Genomic DNA, 17,692 nt, shown 5'->3' with positions numbered 1-17,692 from the left:
GTTCCGTATATTCAGGGTTTCATTATCCTTTGCTCTCCACAAATATTTAGGAACATTACTTAAAACAAGGAATCCAGATGAACTGCATTATAAACCCACTAGGGCTAAGAGGAAAAGATGTCACCAGAGATGCAACCATGGTTTCATGCAAGGCACATTTTTCTGAATTACAATTAGTTAAGGAGGAGTTTTTAGGTACAAACGAATTAGAATATTATAATTCTATCCCATCAATAAACCGCCAATATAGCTATCTTCATGGGCGATATGTAGCCAAAACAGCTTTAAAGACTTATTTGAAAGTTCCCATTCCAGCAGCAGTCCAGATATCCTCAGGAATTTTCAATCAACCAATTATTGAGCATCCTGATGTCAACCATAGCCAGATCAGCATCTCTCATAGCGGAGAATGGGCAACTTGTATTGTTTTCCCCGAGGCCATTCCTTTAGGATTGGACATTGAGCGAGTTGATTTCACCAAAGATTGGACACGACTTGTGCCCCTATCCGAAACCGAGAGAGCCAATCTGCTATCCGGATCTCTATTAACGAGTCCACAGCCCTATACACTTATTTGGACCATTAAAGAAGCACTTTCAAAGGCTATAAAAACAGGTCTTACCGTAAATCCAAAGATCTTTGAAATAGCATCTATTGATAGACAAAATGACCATTGGGAGGCATCCTTCCAATATTTTACCTCATTTAAAGCTTATTGCTGGCAATACGAAGAATATATCTGGACTATTGTTCATCCAGCAAAAATAGCCCTAGTTGGTGGAGTAATATAAAACATGAAACCCTAATGCCTTGAATAATTAAAGGTCAACGAAGCTCGGTTGCCTTAAAACCCTATACGCATCAATTAAATTTACACCTAACTCTCCATTAACCTGCCTTTATCCCAGTCGATCGCACCATCCTAAAAATGTTGTATGGACACGGTCGAGGCTAGCCCGCTCCGCGGCTGTCCATATCGCTTTCGACTTACCCCTACTAATTTCTAAGGGAAGACCACTTCTGCTCAAAAAATATTTTACACTTACTGGATACTTTTGAGATATGACCGGTTCCATCTGAGCGATTTCTTACTGGAGCCATATTCCATCGGCTTTCTTGGCAGGATCGTTGGCATGTCGGCATAACCAGCTATGGACTTCAGGATAAAAATTTGCCGATATGGACGACATGCCTGTAGCTCCCCATTGTAAGGATTTCAAACCAGAGGTAGTATGCGCATTATACTATTCTAACTGAGTGCCCTTAGTTTACAATCAGGCCGTATCCCGTCAAGGGGCAGATAATTTCAAAACCCATGTGTGGAGGGATAAGTAATATAGTACGATTGGCGTGGAGTAGCGTATAATAATATACCTTTATAAATTCGTATCAATCAACACCTCAGTTCATGAAACGCTTTACTCTAGCCGCCCTACTAATGAGCATGACCAGCCTAACGCAGGCCCAAACGACCGATAAGACCTTTGCCGAGAAATTAGGATATCCTAAAGGAAAAAAGATCATTATTATGCATATCGACGATGTAGGCATGTCCTATGAGTCCAACCAGGGTGCCATCAGGGCTATGGAAGAGGGAGTAGCCAACTCATTGAGTGTGATGATGCCCTGTCCTTGGGTACCCGGATTTGTTCATTATATGAAGGAAAATCCAAATGTAGACGCTGGACTGCATCTTACACTGACCTCAGAATTTAAGGATTATCGATGGGGACCATTGGCAGGAAAACCAGCCGTAAAAGGCCTGGTCGACTCGGAAGGTGCGCTGTGGAAAGGTGTGGGTGATGTCGTGAAAAATGCCAGTCCCGACGAAGTAGAAATGGAGATACGCGCTCAGCTGGCCAGGGCACGGGAGATGGGCTTTGAGCCTACTCACCTGGACTCACATATGGGAACGCTCTTCGCTACCCCCGAATTTATGCAGCGCTATCTGAAGGTAGGAATGGAGGAGAAAATTCCAGTGATGTTTCCCGGCGGACATAATACCGTGGCTCAGTCCCAGGAGAAACTGGTAGCCGATCAGCTCCAAATGACCCGAAAGGTAGGGCAGCAGCTCTGGGCGGCCGGACTACCCGTGCTCGACGACCTGGAAAACAGCAGTTATGGATGGAAGGGCCCCGAATCGGGAGACAAGAGTCCCGAGGCCCTGCAGGCCTATAAAACCGAAAGATACATTAAGGCTCTTGACAACATTAAGCCGGGACTTACGATGGTCATCATGCACTGCACCACACATTCGGAAATCTTTCCGCATATCTCCGACTCCTGGCCTACCCGTCAGGGCGACTTCCTGGCAATGATCGACCCTAAACTCCGGGCCTATATCGAAAAAGAAGGTATTGTCCTCACCACCTGGCGTGAGGCCATGGAAAGAAGGAAAAAGGCAAAGTAAAAGAGAGAGGGGCCATTCTTGCGAACAGCCCCTCTCTCTTTAACGTATAACAACTTAATTACAGGTCGATGGCTTCGCCATAAGCTGCTTCTGTAGCACCTTTCACCGCTTCCGACATGGTAGGGTGAGGATGTACCGAACGAAGGATTTCGTGGGCGGTGGTCTCCAACTTACGGGCCACAACAACCTCAGCAATCATTTCGGTTACGTTCATACCAATCATGTGTGCTCCTAGGAACTCACCATATTTGGCATCAAAAATAACCTTTACGAAACCTTCCTTCGCTCCGGCGGCTGATGCCTTTCCAGAAGCCATGAAGGGGAATTTTCCCACTTTGATATCGTATCCAGCCTCCCGTGCCTTTTTCTCGGTAAGGCCGACAGAAGCGATCTCGGGCTGGCAATAGGTACATCCGGGGATGTTGCCATAGTCTAAAGCCTCCGTCTTATGACCAGCCAGTTTCTCGGCACAGATAATTCCTTCGGCAGTAGCCACGTGTGCCAGAGCAGGCCCAGGGGTACAGTCTCCAATGGCATAGAATCCAGGAACGCTGGTTTCGTACCATTCGTTAACAGAAATCTTACCTTTATCTGTTTTGATACCCGTTTCTTCCAGACCGATGTTCTCGATATTAGAAACGATTCCAGCCGCAGAAAGTACAACGTCCACTTCGAAAGTTTGTTCCCCTTTCGGAGTTTTTACCGTTACTACACATCCTGCTCCGCTGGTGTCAACTTTCTCAACAGAAGAATTTACGTAGGTATCGACACCCAATTTCTTGTATTGCTTGGCAATCTCCTTAGAGATATCTTCGTCCTCAACTGGTACCAGATTAGGAAGAAATTCTACCACGGTCACCTTAGTACCCATGGCTGCATATACGTAGGCAAACTCCATACCGATAGCACCCGAACCTACTACTAGTAGTGACTTAGGCTGCTTTTCCAAGCTCATCGCCTTCCGGTATTCGATTACTTTCTGACCATCAATTTTGATATTTGGCAACTCACGGGCGCGAGCTCCAGTGGCGATAATCACCCCTTTGTTGGCCGTATAGTCCGTCTTTTTGCCATCTTTGTCGGTCACCTCAACGGTTTTGTTTCCTTTTACCTTACCGGCACCCATGATGACATCGATCTTATTCTTTTTCATCAAGAAGGAAACTCCTTTACTCATACCATCAGCTACCCCGCGGCTTCTTTTGATAACTGCACCAAAATCTGCAGAAGGATCGCTAACATTGATACCGTAATCTTTGGCATGCTTGATATATTCGAAAACCTGAGCACTTTTCAGAAGGGCTTTAGTAGGGATACATCCCCAGTTCAGGCAGATACCACCTAAGCTTTCCTTTTCAATAATTGCTACTTTCAATCCCAATTGGGAGGCGCGTATTGCAGCGGGATACCCACCAGGACCGCTTCCAATTACGATCACGTCATAAGTTTGAGCCATTTTCTATTGTTTTTATGGTAAAGAAATGGGTTGTCATAAATTTGTTACAAATGTAAGACGATTTACGAGAATCCCCGCACCGACAAAGCCCCCTATTTATTAGGTTCCTACCTTATTCGGAAAAGTTGTAGCTTTGCCATTCAATGGATTGAAACATTCACCCTAATAGAATAATGCAATCCATGGTACTTAAGGCCATCAGCTTTTGTCGCGGGCCTGGGGTTCAGGCCAGGCAAGTAATAAACTGCCGAGCCACTTAAAACGATTTTTTCACTAAAATTCAAACTTCAAATGACCTTAGAGCAATTGAAAGACTTGAAAGCCCGTGTAGAGGCTTTGGGGAGGTATCTTTGACTACGATAACCGAAAAAGACAACTAGAAGATTTAGAACAACAGACTGTTCAACCCGAATTTTGGAACGACTCCACCCGGGCAGAAAAGACGATGCGGGAAATCCGTGGACTCAAATTCTGGACCAATGGCTACGAAGAACTGTCCAGCCTACGCGACGACCTGGACACCATCTGGGAGTTCTACGAAGCCGATGAGGCCACCGAAGAAGAAGTGGACGAAGAAGGGAAAAAACTTTCGGACAAGCTCGATGAAGTCGAGTTCCGCAAGATGATGGGGGAAGAAGGCGACGACCTACCCGCCGTTATCGAGATCAACTCAGGAGCTGGAGGTACTGAGTCCCAGGACTGGGCCTCAATGCTCATGCGGATGTACATTATGTGGGCAGAGAAAAATGGCTATAAAGTGCGTGAGGTGGATATTCAGGATGGCGATGTGGCCGGTATTAAATCGGTGACCTTGGAAATCGATGGAGAATATGCCTACGGGAATCTGAAATCCGAAAATGGGGTACACCGTTTGGTGCGCATCTCCCCTTTCGACTCCAATGCACGACGACATACCTCTTTCACCTCGGTATATGTGTATCCTTTGGCCAACGACGACATCGAAATCGACGTCAACCCGGCCGATATTACCTGGGATACTTATCGATCGGGTGGAGCCGGTGGGCAGAACGTCAATAAAGTAGAGACGGCTGTTCGTTTGCATCACAAACCCTCGGGAATTATTATCGCCTGTCAGCAGGAACGTTCTCAGTTGATGAACAAAGAGGTCGCTATTCGCCTATTAAAATCGCGTTTATATCAGATTGAACTCGAAAAGCGGAATGCTGCTCGCGCCGAAGTCGAGGCCTCCAAGCGTAAGATCGAATGGGGATCCCAGATCAGAAGTTATGTCCTGGACGACCGTAGGGTAAAAGACCACCGTACCGACCACCAGACCTCTAATACAGATGCCGTTCTAAACGGAGAGATCAACGATTTCATTAAGGCCTACCTCATGGAGTCCTAAGATTTGCGGAGACAAAATCACGTACCCTCCGGCTAACTTTGCCGGAGGGTATATCCTCATCAACAGACCATGCCACAGCCACAACTTCACCTGACGGTCTTACCTGCCCAGCCTCAACCGGGCACCAGAGTCCTATTGGCCTTTCATGGCATCGGTCAGACAGGCCCTGAATGCTATTCAGCGCTGGCACAAAAATGGAAAGACCGCTATACGGTCTACGCTTTCGATTTGTATTTCCATGGAGAGCAGTCTTCTGACCTACCCATAGAAGCCGTCAATTTCATCCGTAAAACGGAGTTGATTTTTCAGATCGAACAGGTACTCCAACAGCAGGGCATTGAACGATTCGACGTCATCGGCTTCAGTATGGGTGGCCGCTTCGCCATGGCTATCCTGGAAGCCTTTGCCTACCGCATCGACAAGGCATTTCTAATTGCCCCTGATGGTATTTCGGAGCACCCGGTATATCACCTGGCCACCCGCAATGCAGGTGGACGGTACATACTTAGAAGGCAAATGGAAAGACCCCGCTTATTTTTTGCTACTGTCAAGGGTCTACAAAAGATAGGAATCGTTAACAAGAGCCTTGTACGCTTTGCTGAGCAAATCATGAATACCCGCCAAAAACGCCTGACGCTTTATAATGCGTGGGTGGGGTTTCGGCATATGCGTTTTAATATCCCCAAATGGTATGAGCAAGTTGCCCAACATGCTACCAAGGTATACCTGATCGTAGGAGAATATGATAAATTGCTTAAACCTTCTGCTGTCAAAACTTTAGCCAATCTCCTCCCCCCAGATCAATTCATTATAGTTTCAGGCGGACATACCACCGTAGTCGACAAAGCAGCGGCCTATCTGGGCAAAAATGGGATAGTCTGATCTCAGTTGGGCAGGAATTATGCGTAAGCTATTATCCTCCAAAGCATAAAACACAACGACTAATGGTTAAAATAAGCCAACAAAAATATTTATTATAGTTAACCTTTCTTGAACGACATTACTAATAAGTTCTAATGCTGTTTTCAAAATCATGAAAGAGGGTCTCTCCATTGAACCTGAAACTGAACGTTTTTGCTTTCCTTTCCGCCTTAATATAGGGTGAGTCAAATCTCTTATAATGGGTGTTCATCTGCTCTCCTTCAACCTTAAAGTGGCCATTGTATTCCAGATCATACAAATGTCCGTTGCTATAATAAGCTAAACGGAGTGCCCGCTCGTTGTATTCAATTTTATTCTTTCGAATACGATTGACAAATTCTTCAAACGAACCATCCTCCAACTTTGAACCTGCCTCCGTTATCCAGAAGACTTTTTTGCCAGGCTGGATCATATCCTCAAAGCTATCGGCTCTGAATTTAAATTCGTTGGCGCCGATCATGGCGCAATATGTATCTCCCTTCTTCCCGAAAGCATAACGTTCAACCACAATCGTCGTATCAAATTTTTCTTTTGGAAAATAGGCATGCGTATAATTTAAAAGATCTTTTTCAAGCTTTCCCTTTTTCGATGGAATCCTGTAGATGGATAGGTTAACGTTCTTATATTGTACCGAATGAGGGAAATGCCCATACCCCACCCAATAATTAGGGGATTGGAATTTTATATCCTTTTCTAAATAAGGGTGGCAATGAAAAACGGCAAACTCATCCTTAATATTCATACCAAAAATATGGTGTTGATCGGCATAACTGCCGATATCATAATTCTGTACCGTATATAAGGAATAGTCGTTCGTCCTATACGTATAGGTATCACCTCTTTGGATTGCGGTGCCTATTTGTTGGGGCTTAAGCAACTTCACCGCTAAGGGCTCGAGGCGCATGAGGCGTAAGAGAGGGTGATCTAACTTGGCAAAATCTGAAGTAAAGGCATTAGAGAACATCCTATACGAACGTATATAAGCCAATGAATTCCGTACTACTTTCGGATTCACGAAGGCTTCCATTCCCCACTGCATCATGAGACTTCGGGTATCCCTACCACCGAAACCTTCCGATTTTAACTCAGAAATATTCAGTCCATTACTTTGTTTTATGACCTGATTGGAACTGTCTCTGGCGATTTCTTTAAATAAGGGAGGTAATTCATATTTTTTCGAAACCATCAATCCATACATCATTCCCGCGTCAAGTTTTCTGCCATCTCCCCAGAAATACTGAGTAACATTACTCAAATTAGCATCTTTACCTCCCTTTCTATTTCTTTCATAGGCTCGTCCACTTGCAGAGATAAACATTGTTTTCTGACTTTGTGCTGCAATATCATAGAAGAGAAGATCTAATATGATCTGACTTTTCTTTACGATCTCCTCATCTTCTGCATAGTCTATCAAATTGATCAACGCTCCTATATCTTCCTTGTAATAGACATTCGAATAGAATTCTGTAAACCCATAATTCCAGCGCAGCGACAACCAGTTCAAAATGCGCTCTTTGGCCATCAGCATATGATCGCGCCCCGCTAACCCACTATTAGGGAAAAGGCTGGTGGGATATTTCTGACCTATTAGATACTCCGCCGAAGCAAACAGTATCTGGTGATTTTCGCTCCAATAGCACATCGAATTTTCTCCAGGCTGATCTAACCAATATCGAAAATTAAAGAGTACCTCTTTAATATTTCCTTGATATTCCATCGGAATTTTATCTTCGAATTCATAAAGAATTCTAATGAGATTGACCATTCTGAAATCAGAGCAATCATATTCCATTTTAATATATTCCAGTGTACCATTTAACCGCCTCCAGTCTGCATTATTTTTCCCATTTACCAAGTCCCAGTATAGCTGGTCTTCTTCCAATTTTAGCTCGGCTTTAGGCCGGATGGGATATATTGTAATCCGCTTCGTTTGGGTTTTAAAACATCCTGATAGGAGGAGTGAAGCACAGATCAAGATTGACAAGGCCCTGTAATTATTTTTGGCAAGAATATGCATAAATCGAATTTTCTATTCAATATGTTTAAAAACTTAACGAAGTTATTTTGAAAAGGAATAGTCTATTGGCAAAAAGTCCTTTTCTTCCAGACTCTCTTAGGAGTTCCAAACCCTTAAAGAAGAATAGAAAACCACACCAATGACTTAAGCCGCAAAATCCTTAAGGGGTTATCTGTTGATAAAACAAATTTCAGCTAGGCAAACCAAACCGAGTGGGGGGTGAAGAATGAGCAGGATTATACATCAATGACAGAAAGCATGCCCTAAGATATGGCATTATTAATAACCATTTACAGATAAAAGGATAACCTTTGCAATCTGTTTCAACTCAGGAATAGATTGTATGGTCAGGGGAATATCCCTGACGAAAAATATCAAAAATTTGGTGGGAACAAAAAGGGTACATGCAGCCATTATCCACAGGGCTATCTTTACCTCTTTCCCCCCATATCGTACGACTAATGCATACATGATTATAAAAAGCGGAAAGGCATAGCTCAGACTTCGGGTGATGTCGTAAACGCTATAACTGACCAGGATTTGCAATATCAAAGTTGATATGATAGAGACCAAGATTAGCATGCTCGCTTTTTCCAGTGCTATCCGTTTCGCATAATAAAACGTCAGGGGCCAGAGCAGCCACAGGCCTTCGAAAGCCAGCAGAATACCGACAGACCTATGTTGAAGTTGATATGGAATCATGCCCCAGTCGACACCCGCCTCGGGCCCGGTGGGAGTCGACAAATTGAAATAGGCGCCTATAGCCAAACGGACAAGAGCATAGCCCCCACCTGCCAGCAGCACTCCTGAGGAGCCAGCTTGCCATTGTTTTGAGTTTATCCCCCAAGATACTTTCCCCAGATCGAAATCATGCTCCTGCAGCAAATGAAACAGAAATATTCCTGGAAGAGCGATTACTGCTCGCTCGTCGGTCCAGCAAGCTAGACTTAGAAAAATACCAACTCCCATCCTAGAGCGGGTCCATAACCCCATTATCATAAAGAAAAAAGCATAGCCATCGAACCAAAAATCATAATCCCAGAAGAAGGCTTTGACAAAATATACTCCAGCACAGGCAAATGTAAAGATACTAGCCAACAGGGCATTCGAATGTCTTTTGGCAATGGACCAAAGCGCCCAGATAAAGGGCAATAACAGCAGAGATTGAAAGATATAAAGCAAGACAATTCCTCTGCCCTGATTCATAGAAACGACCCCAGTTACCTTGGCAAGCAAAGGCACCAACATTCTGAAAGTAATTTTGGAACCATGCGTTTCTTTACCAACTGCCACTGTAGGTTCTAGTGGGGTATTAATTTTATCGAAAAAATACTTATGGGTAATGTCCGGATGCGGATCTAACAAAATCTCCAGGTATTTGGGGTAAGTTGATAGGGCAACGAAGATAAATACCAGCACTAAAACCAGGCAATGATTAGATCTCTTCGTAAGGGAAACACTAAAATTCATAACTATCTTTGCCGTGCACCCCTAAATAATGGAAAGCATTTGTACTATATTAGCATATTTTTTTTACAAATATATAATCAAAACCATAGACATATTACTATAATCCTTACAGAATTAAAAAAATCAGGTTTTTAGAAGCCATAATTGCATAGAAATAAGGTCATATCAATCAACTTGTCATTATCAAATACGTCTTAACCCCCCACTTTTAAGAATTCTCTTAATATTTCATAACTTTACCAGGATTTTCAGGTCCATTCACGAAGATGAAATGGTGAAACTCGTCATTTTTAAGTTACTTTACGGCATTGTAGTATTCGTTATGCGACCAATGTTATTGACCAACACAAATTACACTATATGAACATCGCCATAGTTACTGGCTCGGCCGGACTGATCGGAAGTGAATCTGTTGCATTTCTATCTGAAAAATTCGACCTCGTAGTCGGAATTGACAATAATCTAAGAGAATACTTTTTTGGTGCCGACGGCAATACCGACTGGAACAAAAGCCGTATCCAGGACGCCTATTCCAACTACAAGCATTATGCCGCTGACATCCGCGAGGTAAGCCAGCTGGAGCCTATCTTTAAAGAGTATGGCACCGACATTAAGCTTATCATCCACGCAGCAGCTCAACCCAGCCATGACTGGGCCGCAAAGGAACCTTTCACCGATTTTGGCGTGAACGCAGTTGGGACGCTTAATATGCTGGAAATGACTCGACTAAATGCTCCGGAGGCTGTATTTATCTTTACTTCGACGAACAAGGTATATGGCGACAATCCCAACTACTTACCTCTTGTAGAGCTTGAGACACGCTGGGAGATCGACGAGAACCATGCTTATTTCAAAAACGGGATCGACGAACAGCATAGCATCGACCATACTAAACATTCTGTCTTCGGCGCTTCCAAAGTAGCTGCCGATATCATGGTCCAGGAGTATGGAAAATATTTCGGTATGAAAACCGGGGTATTCCGTGGGGGATGCCTTACTGGCCCCAACCACTCCGGAGCCCAGCTACATGGCTTCCTGGCCTACCTGATGAAATGTGCCATTACAGGAAATCATTACACCATTTTCGGTTACAAAGGGAAGCAGGTTCGCGACAATATACATAGCCATGACTTGGTAAATATGTTCTGGCATTTTTATCAAAACCCACGTGCAGGAGAAGTATATAATGCCGGCGGCGGACGCTTTGCAAACTGCTCCATGTTGGAGGCTATTGCTCTTTGTGAAGAGATTACCGGAAACAAGCTTTCTTACTCCTATTCAGAGACTAACCGAATAGGCGATCATATCTGGTATGTAAGCGACTTATCTAAGTTTAAGGAACATTACCCAGGCTGGAACTGGGAATACGGTCTTACCGAGACCCTGTCCCAGATCCATGACGGAATTACTTCCCGCCTGCGTCTTCAAAATAGTTAAAACACACTCATGGCCATTCCGCTGGGCGGAATGGCCTCCTTTACCTCCCCTATGTCCGAAAATTTCGTAATTGTTATTCCCCAATTCAACGACTGGGAGGCGCTGAATCTGTTGATCCAAAAGATCAATCAAGATCTGGCTCCACCGATCCTGAGCAATACCACTTTGCTAATCGTAGACGATTGTTCTTCTAAGGATCAGCAGAGCCCTTTTCCAAAATTTCAGGGAAAAGAAATTAAACTTCTACGTTTATTTCGTAATCTGGGACATCAAAAATCTATTGCAATAGGACTTTCCTATGTAGCAGAAAATATTCCTTGCGACAAAGTTGTAGTAATGGATGCCGATGGAGAAGACAACCCCGCCGACATCAATCTGCTTGCGGCCAAATCGATGGAAGAGCCCGGGAAAATAATTTTTGCCGAAAGAAAAAAGCGGAACGAAAATTTCGTATTCAGGTTCTTTTATATCATTTATAAATATGCCTTTAAATTACTGACCGGTAAGGCCATTACTTTTGGAAATTTCAGCTTGGTTCCGCAACGCAGATTAAAAAATCTGGTCCGCGTATCTGAGATATGGAATAACTACCCAGGTGGTATTATTCGCTCCCGAATTCCCTACGACTCCGTCCCGACTGATAGGGCTAAGAGACTGGCCGGTAATAGCCAGATGAATTTCGTCTCGTTAATTCTTCATGGCCTGAGTGCCATATCGGTCATGGTAGACACCACTGCGGTTCGCATCTTGATTTTTTCGATTATGATGTCAGGCTTGGCCGTAGCTTTCATTTTTATTATTCTGTTCCTGAAAGTAATCGGCAATGCTACCCCAGGCTGGGCCTCTACTCTAGGCAGTACCCTGGTAATATTGATGCTACAGTCATTTATGATCTCTTTGTTTCTGGTATTTATGGTGTTACAGTACCGTTCCCAGCAGCATTTTATCCCCGCTATCCACTACCGCGACTTTGTTGACACGGTTGATACCATACATTAAGCCATGATCACCTTCGACTCCGCTCCTACCATATACTGGCTGCTTGGCTATATCCTGGCGGGGATGGTCGTTATGTCTGCTTATACCAAAAAGATTCCCACTAGTCTTTTTATCCTCTTAGGTCTGACCTTATTTGTAGCCATGCGCTTGCCCGTAGTGGTTTTTAATAGGGAACTCAATCCGGATGAAAGCCAGATGATTAGTCATGCCATCACCTTATTACAGGACCCAGTATACTGGCGCTCGGTAGATGGAACCACAATAGGGCCTTTAGATAATTATTTCCTCACGTTACCCGGACTGTTGGGGTTTTCTATAGACTTTACTGCCGCCCGTCTTATGGGCATGCTGGCCAATATTTTTAGCTTGTTCTTCTTATTTTTGGCACTCAAAAAATGGTTTTCTATCAGGCTTGCTAAAATTGTATGGACCTTGCCCCTGTTCTTTCTGGCATTCACCCAAGAGCTCGACTGGGTACATTATTCCAGTGAGCAGGTTCCTGTCATGCTGCTGTCCGTATGCCTTTGGCTTTTCGCCAAACAACATACCCAACAGAAGTCAGGCAGTGCCAGCTTTTATGCGCTTGGTTTCGTAGCAGGAATGATTCCCTTTGCCAAGTTACAAGCCGTACCGCCAGCGCTGGTTTTAGGCGCTGGTGCCATATGGCTCTGTGTAGGAATCTTCCGACATCAACACAACCTTAAGCCACTCATTGCACTCATAGGGGGCGCCCTTACCTTCCCAATAATGGTAGCAGCATGGGCCTTTCATTTCCAGGTCATGCCCGACCTGATTGACTTTTACCTTTTGGGAAACGTAATTTATGCCGGAGGGAACGAGCGCAATATATTCGCTCAGATCACCAATATAGTAAGTCTAAGTCCTGATTTCCAAGCCTATCTGCTATTATTAGCCATTCCTGTAGCGCTATTTTTTTTCGGTGTTACACGACCAAATAGCTATCGCCGCAATGCCCATACTGCTGTGCGAGACAGTACTTTACTCATCACATTGATCCTTTTACTTCTGGTGAGTATTTATGCGATCACCAAGTCGGGTAACGACTTTGTGCATTACCTTAATTTCCTACTTTTTCCTCTTTTGCTGCTGGCAGCCTGGGGACTATCCCCTTTCGAAAAATATGCATACATATTCCCTCTGGGACTATTGGCATGGTTTCTATTGATGGATGCTCAGGACTACAGAAGTATGCATCGCCTCAACCATTATGATTCCGTCGGTCGCAGGACTCTAGGTCAGAGCCCTGTGGTGCAAGCCCTTAAGAAATATACGAAGAAAGACGACTATATGGCCGTTTGGGGTTGGCAGTGTCTTTACTATGTAGAGGCCCAATTGGCCCAGGGCACAGCAGAAAACCATAGCGAACGCTCCATCTTCCTGCACGATATGCGGGATGCTTATAGAGCCCGCTATATGAAGGATCTTGCCCGCACCCAGCCAGCAATTATCTTAGATGCTGTAGGCAAAAACAGCGCCTGGGTACAGGATGTTGACACTCAGGGGATTCATAGCTTTCGGCAACTGGGTGAGTATGTGAATGCCCATTATACCGATCTAGGGCTCTTCGATGGCACAAGACTCTATGTACGCAACGACCGGTTAAAGTAAGGAAAGGGGATCTCCGGCATTCTTCCCCTTACTTTCTGCGTCCACTTTCAATAAATCACTCAAGTTTGTTTTGTCTAAGACAGCCAGATTGGCATCCCGCCATTTTTCCAGTACCACCCTTAGGCTGCAGGTCTCTTCATCTTTGCAATCGTCGCATTTCCCATAAAATAATAAGGACACACAGAGCGCTGGGGCAATGGGGCCATCGATGATGCGCAGCACCTTGGAAAAACTTACTTCTTCGGGTGGTATTCGTAACAAATAACCCCCTCCTTTCCCTTTCTGACTCTGCAGAACCCCGTTATTGCGCAGATCCAGTAAAATGGCCTCCAGAAACTTCTTGGGAATGCGTTCTCTCTCTGCGATATATGAAATCAAAACAGGACCCTGGCCATATTGTTCGGCAAGGACTTTCAGTGCTTTCAAGGCGTATTTGGCTTTTTTAGAAATCATTAGGCTTGGTATTCATGTCGATGAAATGTTAATTATCCACCCCTCAGTTACTTCTATAATGAACTTGGTTACAAAGGAAAGGAATATATATAATTTCCTATCCAATCCCATAATAAAGATACAATTTAAAAGGAATTGTTTTAAAACAGAGAATGCTTTACTTCGTTTATATGAGCTAGCTACTAGCCTATAGCAGCTCTGGTATTGTCCGTCTTTCCAACACCTAGCCCTGTTAGCTTCCCCACAGGTAATTTATAATTACTAAAATTCGACCAAAACCTCACCTAACCATTTTTATTCTATAAATTATGATGTAAACCAAACCTATCAGCAGCTATGGCAGCAAGTATACATTATGAAGAACATAAAAGCCTGATAGAAATCCGGGCTCATCTGGTTCTCTATGGCCATGAAGCTACACCTGAGTTGGCTGGAGCGATTGAATCCGAAATTAATCATATTTACAACGAACCTCATGTTCAATTGATGCTCAGGAACCAACCAACGAGCGTACGCTTCCGGGTAGGTGTGGAACTGGTGTCTCTGGCTCAAGCCCAACTTATGGCCCGATATAATACCGATTTCCAATATAACTTTATCCGCATAGAAGCCGAAAATTTCCTCACCCGTTCATTTATGGGTTTCGGTCTCGGCGATAATTCCGGCCATTGGATCACTTCCGACCAGCTAGGAATCTCCACCACGGCGGCGCATGAGTTTGGTCACGGTCTAGGACTTGACCATCCCCAGCATCCCGATTTCCGGGGTAGCGGAGGGCCGCCTCCCCTGATGGCTGCCAGAGGGAGCCTGGTAGACAGCCAATACCAATGGGATCCATCCGCTGCGGCGGGAGCTTATGGGGGCACCATGAAGCCTCATTATCGACGGCTACAGCGGCAAGAAATAATTCAAATATTAGAAGGATTGACCTTTGAGGATACGGACACCTATCTTATTGGCTACATTTCCAACAAAATATTCGACCGATTGGGAAGGGTACTAGAACTGACCTAAAGCAGTAAAGAGCCTGATCACTTTACAAGGCGACCAGGCTCTCTATCATTTTTTTAGGTTAGTTACGTGGGGGTTTGCCTCCATTAAGCAGGCCTTGCATACGCTCCAAGGTCTTCTTTTCGCCACATAGGGACAAAAATGCTTCACGTTCCAGGTCCAGAAGATACTGTTCCGACACCGGTTGCGCATAGCTCAGGTCGCCTCCGTTGATTACATAAGCCAGCTTATTGGCGATTTTGGCATCGTGATCGCTAATGTAATTGGCCAGGCGCATTTGTGCGATCCCTGCCATAAACAAGGCCATTCCTGCTCTGCCTTGCACCTTGATGTCGGTGCGTTGTTTGGGCTGGGTATAGCCATTATCGGCCAGGTCCATAGCCGCCTGTTTGGCTTCAGCAATGAGCCTGCTCCTATTAAGCACGATCTGATCCTTTTCCTGCAGATAATTCATTTCCCGAGCTTCCTGGGCCGAAGTAGAAACCTTGGCCTGAGCGATATTCATAAAAGCAGTCTGAAGAATATTCAACTCCGTGTCACCTGGTTGGTACAGATCCGAACATCTCAGAGCCATTTCCTTGGTTCCTCCCCCGGCGGGAATGATACCTACCCCAAACTCTACAAGCCCCATATAAGTTTCGGCATGTGCCACTACTTTGTCGGCGTGCAGATTTAGCTCGCAACCCCCACCCAAAGCTAAAGTATGAGGGGCTGTCACCACGGGAATGGAGGAATATCGCGCCCGCATCATCGTTTGTTGAAACTGAGCAATGACCATGTTAATCTCGTCAAATTCCTGCTCGATGGCAAACATAAACAACATAGCCAGGTTGGCCCCGGCCGAAAAGGCTTCTGCCGATTCATTCCCTATTACCAAGCCACGAAAATCTTTTTCGGCCATACTAATAGACTTCTGGATGCCTTCGATCACCTCCGACCCCATGGTATTCATCTTGGACTTGAACTCCAGGTTCAAAATTCCATCGCCCAGGTCGTAGACATTAGCCCCGGCATTCTTCCAGACTATTTTTTCGGTCAGATTGCTCAGAATAATAAAGCTATCCTGCCCCGGGATTTTCAAATACGACTTGGAAGCCAGGTCGTAATACATTTTCTTTCCATTTTCTATTTTGTAAAAGGAGTTATGACCCGCCTCCAGCATGTCATACACCCAGGTAGCGGGCTTCATCCCCTCAGCTTCCATGATTCCCATCATGGTTTTAACACCTATGGCGTCCCAGGTTTCAAAGGGACCCAATTGCCAGCCAAAGCCAGCAGTAATAGCCTGATCGATCCGATAGGTTTCGTCTGAGATCTCAGGAATCCGAAAGCTGGCGTAGCGCAGGATATCAGAAAAAGTCCTGCGATAGAAGCCTCCCGCCTTATCTTTCCCGGCCAAAAGCACGGCAAAGCGTTTAGACACTTCAGAAATCGACTTCGTACCCTCCAATGTGGCAAATTTCGCCTTCTCAGAAGGTTTGTATTCCATGCTGGCAAAGTCTAAAGCGAGTATTACAGACTTCCCCTTCTCATCTTTTATCTTTTTGTAAAAACCTTGACCCGACTTATCGCCTAACCATTTATTATCGTAGAGCTGCTGCATTACCTCAGGAAGTACAAATCCTTCCCTGGATTCGTCTTTTCCTTCTCCTGAAGCATACAAATTATTGGCTACGTGCACCGTAGTGTCCAGCCCCACAACATCTGACAGTCGAAATGTTCCCGACTTAGGCCGCCCCACCACCGGGCCTGTAAGCTTATCTACCTCTTCTACCGAAAGGCCCATTTCGGCCGCTACACGTATGGTTTGAATAAGCGCATAAATCCCTAATCTATTGGCAATGAAGCCGGGAGTATCTTTACAAAGCACTGAAGTTTTCCCTAAGAACAAGTCTCCATAATGCATTAGAAAATCCAATACTGCCGGATCGGTATCTGCCGTAGGAATTATTTCCAGTAACCTTAGGTATCGGGGGGGATTAAAAAAGTGTGTTCCACAAAAATGCTTGCGAAAATCCTCGCTTCGGCCTTCGGCCATCAGGTGAATGGGTATCCCGGAGGTGTTAGAAGTCACCAGAGTACCAGGCTTTCGGAGGTTGTCAACTTTTTCGTAAAGCCCCTTCTTGATGTCGAGTCGCTCTACAATCACTTCGACAATCCAGTCGTAATGCTTGATATCGGTCAGGTTATCATCGAAATTACCTAGCTTGATACGGCTAGCAAAGGCAGGACTATACAGCGCCGCCGGGTTTGCTTTCAAAGTCTGTTGAAAAGACTGATTGACCAGACGATTGCGCACAGCCGGATGCTCTAGGGTAAGCCCCTTAGCTTTTTCGACCTCTGTCAATTCACGAGGCACCATGTCCAGGAGCAACACCTCTACCCCTATATTGGCAAAATGGCAAGCAATGCGCGAGCCCATGATCCCTGACCCAAGTACGGCTACTTTACGAATGGAACGATTCATTTTACAAGATTTTGGTTATAGGAACTATTATTTAAAATTTTCTGAAGGCCATAAGC

14 protein-coding genes are annotated in these 17,692 nt (G+C 44.8%); 8 read left to right on the top strand and 6 right to left on the bottom strand.

Features of this window, described 5'->3' with window-relative positions; all coding sequences use genetic code 11:
- Positions 1-77: 77 nt before the first annotated feature.
- Positions 78-791: a 4'-phosphopantetheinyl transferase family protein gene (locus X939_RS0115285; RefSeq protein ID WP_025764161.1), complete on the top strand. Its 714-nt coding sequence runs from the start codon at positions 78-80 to the stop codon at positions 789-791.
- Positions 792-1,088: 297 nt separating this feature from the next.
- Here the strand turns inward: X939_RS0115285 and X939_RS24025 are convergent, their stop codons facing one another.
- On the bottom strand, positions 1,089-1,220 hold the full coding sequence (locus X939_RS24025; protein ID WP_262485435.1) for a hypothetical protein: 132 nt from the start codon (positions 1,218-1,220) through the stop codon (positions 1,089-1,091).
- Positions 1,221-1,408: 188 nt separating this feature from the next.
- Here X939_RS24025 and X939_RS0115280 point away from each other — a divergent pair, with 188 nt between their 5' ends.
- Positions 1,409-2,410, top strand: coding sequence for a polysaccharide deacetylase family protein (locus X939_RS0115280; protein WP_025764160.1), 1,002 nt, complete (start codon positions 1,409-1,411; stop codon positions 2,408-2,410).
- A gap of 58 nt (positions 2,411-2,468) precedes the next feature.
- Here the strand turns inward: X939_RS0115280 and lpdA are convergent, their stop codons facing one another.
- The gene (gene lpdA, locus X939_RS0115275) at positions 2,469-3,866 is read right to left on the bottom strand and encodes a dihydrolipoyl dehydrogenase (RefSeq protein WP_025764159.1); all 1,398 of its coding nucleotides are present in this window, start codon (positions 3,864-3,866) and stop codon (positions 2,469-2,471) included.
- Positions 3,867-4,157: 291 nt separating this feature from the next.
- Between lpdA and prfB the strand changes: the two genes are divergently transcribed.
- Both prfB and X939_RS0115265 read left to right on the top strand, forming a co-directional pair.
- Positions 4,158-5,232 (top strand): peptide chain release factor 2 gene (prfB, locus tag X939_RS0115270; protein WP_131694759.1). Its coding sequence is split into 2 segments (ribosomal slippage): positions 4,158-4,217 and positions 4,219-5,232, totalling 1,074 coding nucleotides; the frame shifts between segments, so codons are not numbered across the junction.
- Positions 5,233-5,301: 69 nt separating this feature from the next.
- Entirely contained in the window at positions 5,302-6,114 is an 813-nt protein-coding gene (locus tag X939_RS0115265; RefSeq protein WP_025764157.1) for an alpha/beta fold hydrolase, read from the top strand.
- Between the two features lie 121 nt (positions 6,115-6,235).
- Here the strand turns inward: X939_RS0115265 and X939_RS0115260 are convergent, their stop codons facing one another.
- Entirely contained in the window at positions 6,236-8,170 is a 1,935-nt protein-coding gene (locus X939_RS0115260) for a hypothetical protein (protein ID WP_025764156.1), read from the bottom strand.
- A 279-nt stretch (positions 8,171-8,449) separates the two neighbouring features.
- A complete protein-coding gene (locus tag X939_RS0115255) occupies positions 8,450-9,640 on the bottom strand; it encodes a hypothetical protein (protein ID WP_025764155.1) in 1,191 nt (396 codons plus the stop codon).
- Positions 9,641-10,000: 360 nt separating this feature from the next.
- On the opposite strand from X939_RS0115255, the gene X939_RS0115250 reads away from it, so the two are divergent.
- From X939_RS0115250 to X939_RS0115240, 3 genes are read left to right on the top strand one after another with little or no spacing between them, the layout of a single operon-like run.
- Positions 10,001-11,077 (top strand): NAD-dependent epimerase/dehydratase family protein, encoded by a 1,077-nt coding sequence (locus X939_RS0115250; protein ID WP_025764154.1) that lies wholly within the window; start codon positions 10,001-10,003, stop codon positions 11,075-11,077.
- 9 nt (positions 11,078-11,086) lie between these two features.
- Positions 11,087-12,076, top strand: coding sequence for a glycosyltransferase (locus tag X939_RS0115245; protein ID WP_310588061.1), 990 nt, complete (start codon positions 11,087-11,089; stop codon positions 12,074-12,076).
- A gap of 3 nt (positions 12,077-12,079) precedes the next feature.
- Entirely contained in the window at positions 12,080-13,705 is a 1,626-nt protein-coding gene (locus X939_RS0115240; RefSeq protein ID WP_025764152.1) for a hypothetical protein, read from the top strand.
- Here the strand turns inward: X939_RS0115240 and X939_RS0115235 are convergent.
- Entirely contained in the window at positions 13,697-14,158 is a 462-nt protein-coding gene (locus X939_RS0115235; RefSeq protein ID WP_025764151.1) for an RrF2 family transcriptional regulator, read from the bottom strand. The genes X939_RS0115240 and X939_RS0115235 overlap by 9 nt on opposite strands.
- A gap of 336 nt (positions 14,159-14,494) precedes the next feature.
- Between X939_RS0115235 and X939_RS0115230 the strand changes: the two genes are divergently transcribed.
- Positions 14,495-15,172 carry a M10 family metallopeptidase domain-containing protein gene (locus tag X939_RS0115230; RefSeq protein ID WP_025764150.1) on the top strand — a complete coding sequence of 226 codons (678 nt, stop codon included), beginning with the start codon at positions 14,495-14,497 and terminating at the stop codon, positions 15,170-15,172.
- A gap of 58 nt (positions 15,173-15,230) precedes the next feature.
- Here the strand turns inward: X939_RS0115230 and X939_RS0115225 are convergent, their stop codons facing one another.
- Complete coding sequence (locus X939_RS0115225) at positions 15,231-17,636, bottom strand: 3-hydroxyacyl-CoA dehydrogenase/enoyl-CoA hydratase family protein (protein ID WP_025764149.1); 2,406 nt, start codon at positions 17,634-17,636, stop codon at positions 15,231-15,233.
- Between the last annotated feature and the right edge of the window lie 56 nt (positions 17,637-17,692).

Source organism: Dyadobacter tibetensis Y620-1, assembly GCF_000566685.1.
GTDB lineage: Bacteria > Bacteroidota > Bacteroidia > Cytophagales > Spirosomataceae > Dyadobacter > Dyadobacter tibetensis.
This window is presented reverse-complemented; position numbering and strand designations above follow the sequence as displayed.

What these genes read in the sequence shown, in the direction of transcription:
- X939_RS0115285 (WP_025764161.1), top strand. Translation starts at nt 78, where the DNA reads ATGAACTGCATTATAAACCCACTAGGGCTAAGAGGAAAAGATGTCACC.
- X939_RS0115280 (WP_025764160.1), top strand. Translation starts at nt 1,409, where the DNA reads ATGAAACGCTTTACTCTAGCCGCCCTACTAATGAGCATGACCAGCCTA.
- lpdA (WP_025764159.1), bottom strand. Translation starts at nt 3,866, where the DNA reads ATGGCTCAAACTTATGACGTGATCGTAATTGGAAGCGGTCCTGGTGGG.
- X939_RS0115265 (WP_025764157.1), top strand. Translation starts at nt 5,302, where the DNA reads ATGCCACAGCCACAACTTCACCTGACGGTCTTACCTGCCCAGCCTCAA.
- X939_RS0115260 (WP_025764156.1), bottom strand. Translation starts at nt 8,170, where the DNA reads ATGCATATTCTTGCCAAAAATAATTACAGGGCCTTGTCAATCTTGATC.
- X939_RS0115255 (WP_025764155.1), bottom strand. Translation starts at nt 9,640, where the DNA reads ATGAATTTTAGTGTTTCCCTTACGAAGAGATCTAATCATTGCCTGGTT.
- X939_RS0115250 (WP_025764154.1), top strand. Translation starts at nt 10,001, where the DNA reads ATGAACATCGCCATAGTTACTGGCTCGGCCGGACTGATCGGAAGTGAA.
- X939_RS0115245 (WP_310588061.1), top strand. Translation starts at nt 11,087, where the DNA reads ATGGCCATTCCGCTGGGCGGAATGGCCTCCTTTACCTCCCCTATGTCC.
- X939_RS0115240 (WP_025764152.1), top strand. Translation starts at nt 12,080, where the DNA reads ATGATCACCTTCGACTCCGCTCCTACCATATACTGGCTGCTTGGCTAT.
- X939_RS0115235 (WP_025764151.1), bottom strand. Translation starts at nt 14,158, where the DNA reads ATGATTTCTAAAAAAGCCAAATACGCCTTGAAAGCACTGAAAGTCCTT.
- X939_RS0115230 (WP_025764150.1), top strand. Translation starts at nt 14,495, where the DNA reads ATGGCAGCAAGTATACATTATGAAGAACATAAAAGCCTGATAGAAATC.
- X939_RS0115225 (WP_025764149.1), bottom strand. Translation starts at nt 17,636, where the DNA reads ATGAATCGTTCCATTCGTAAAGTAGCCGTACTTGGGTCAGGGATCATG.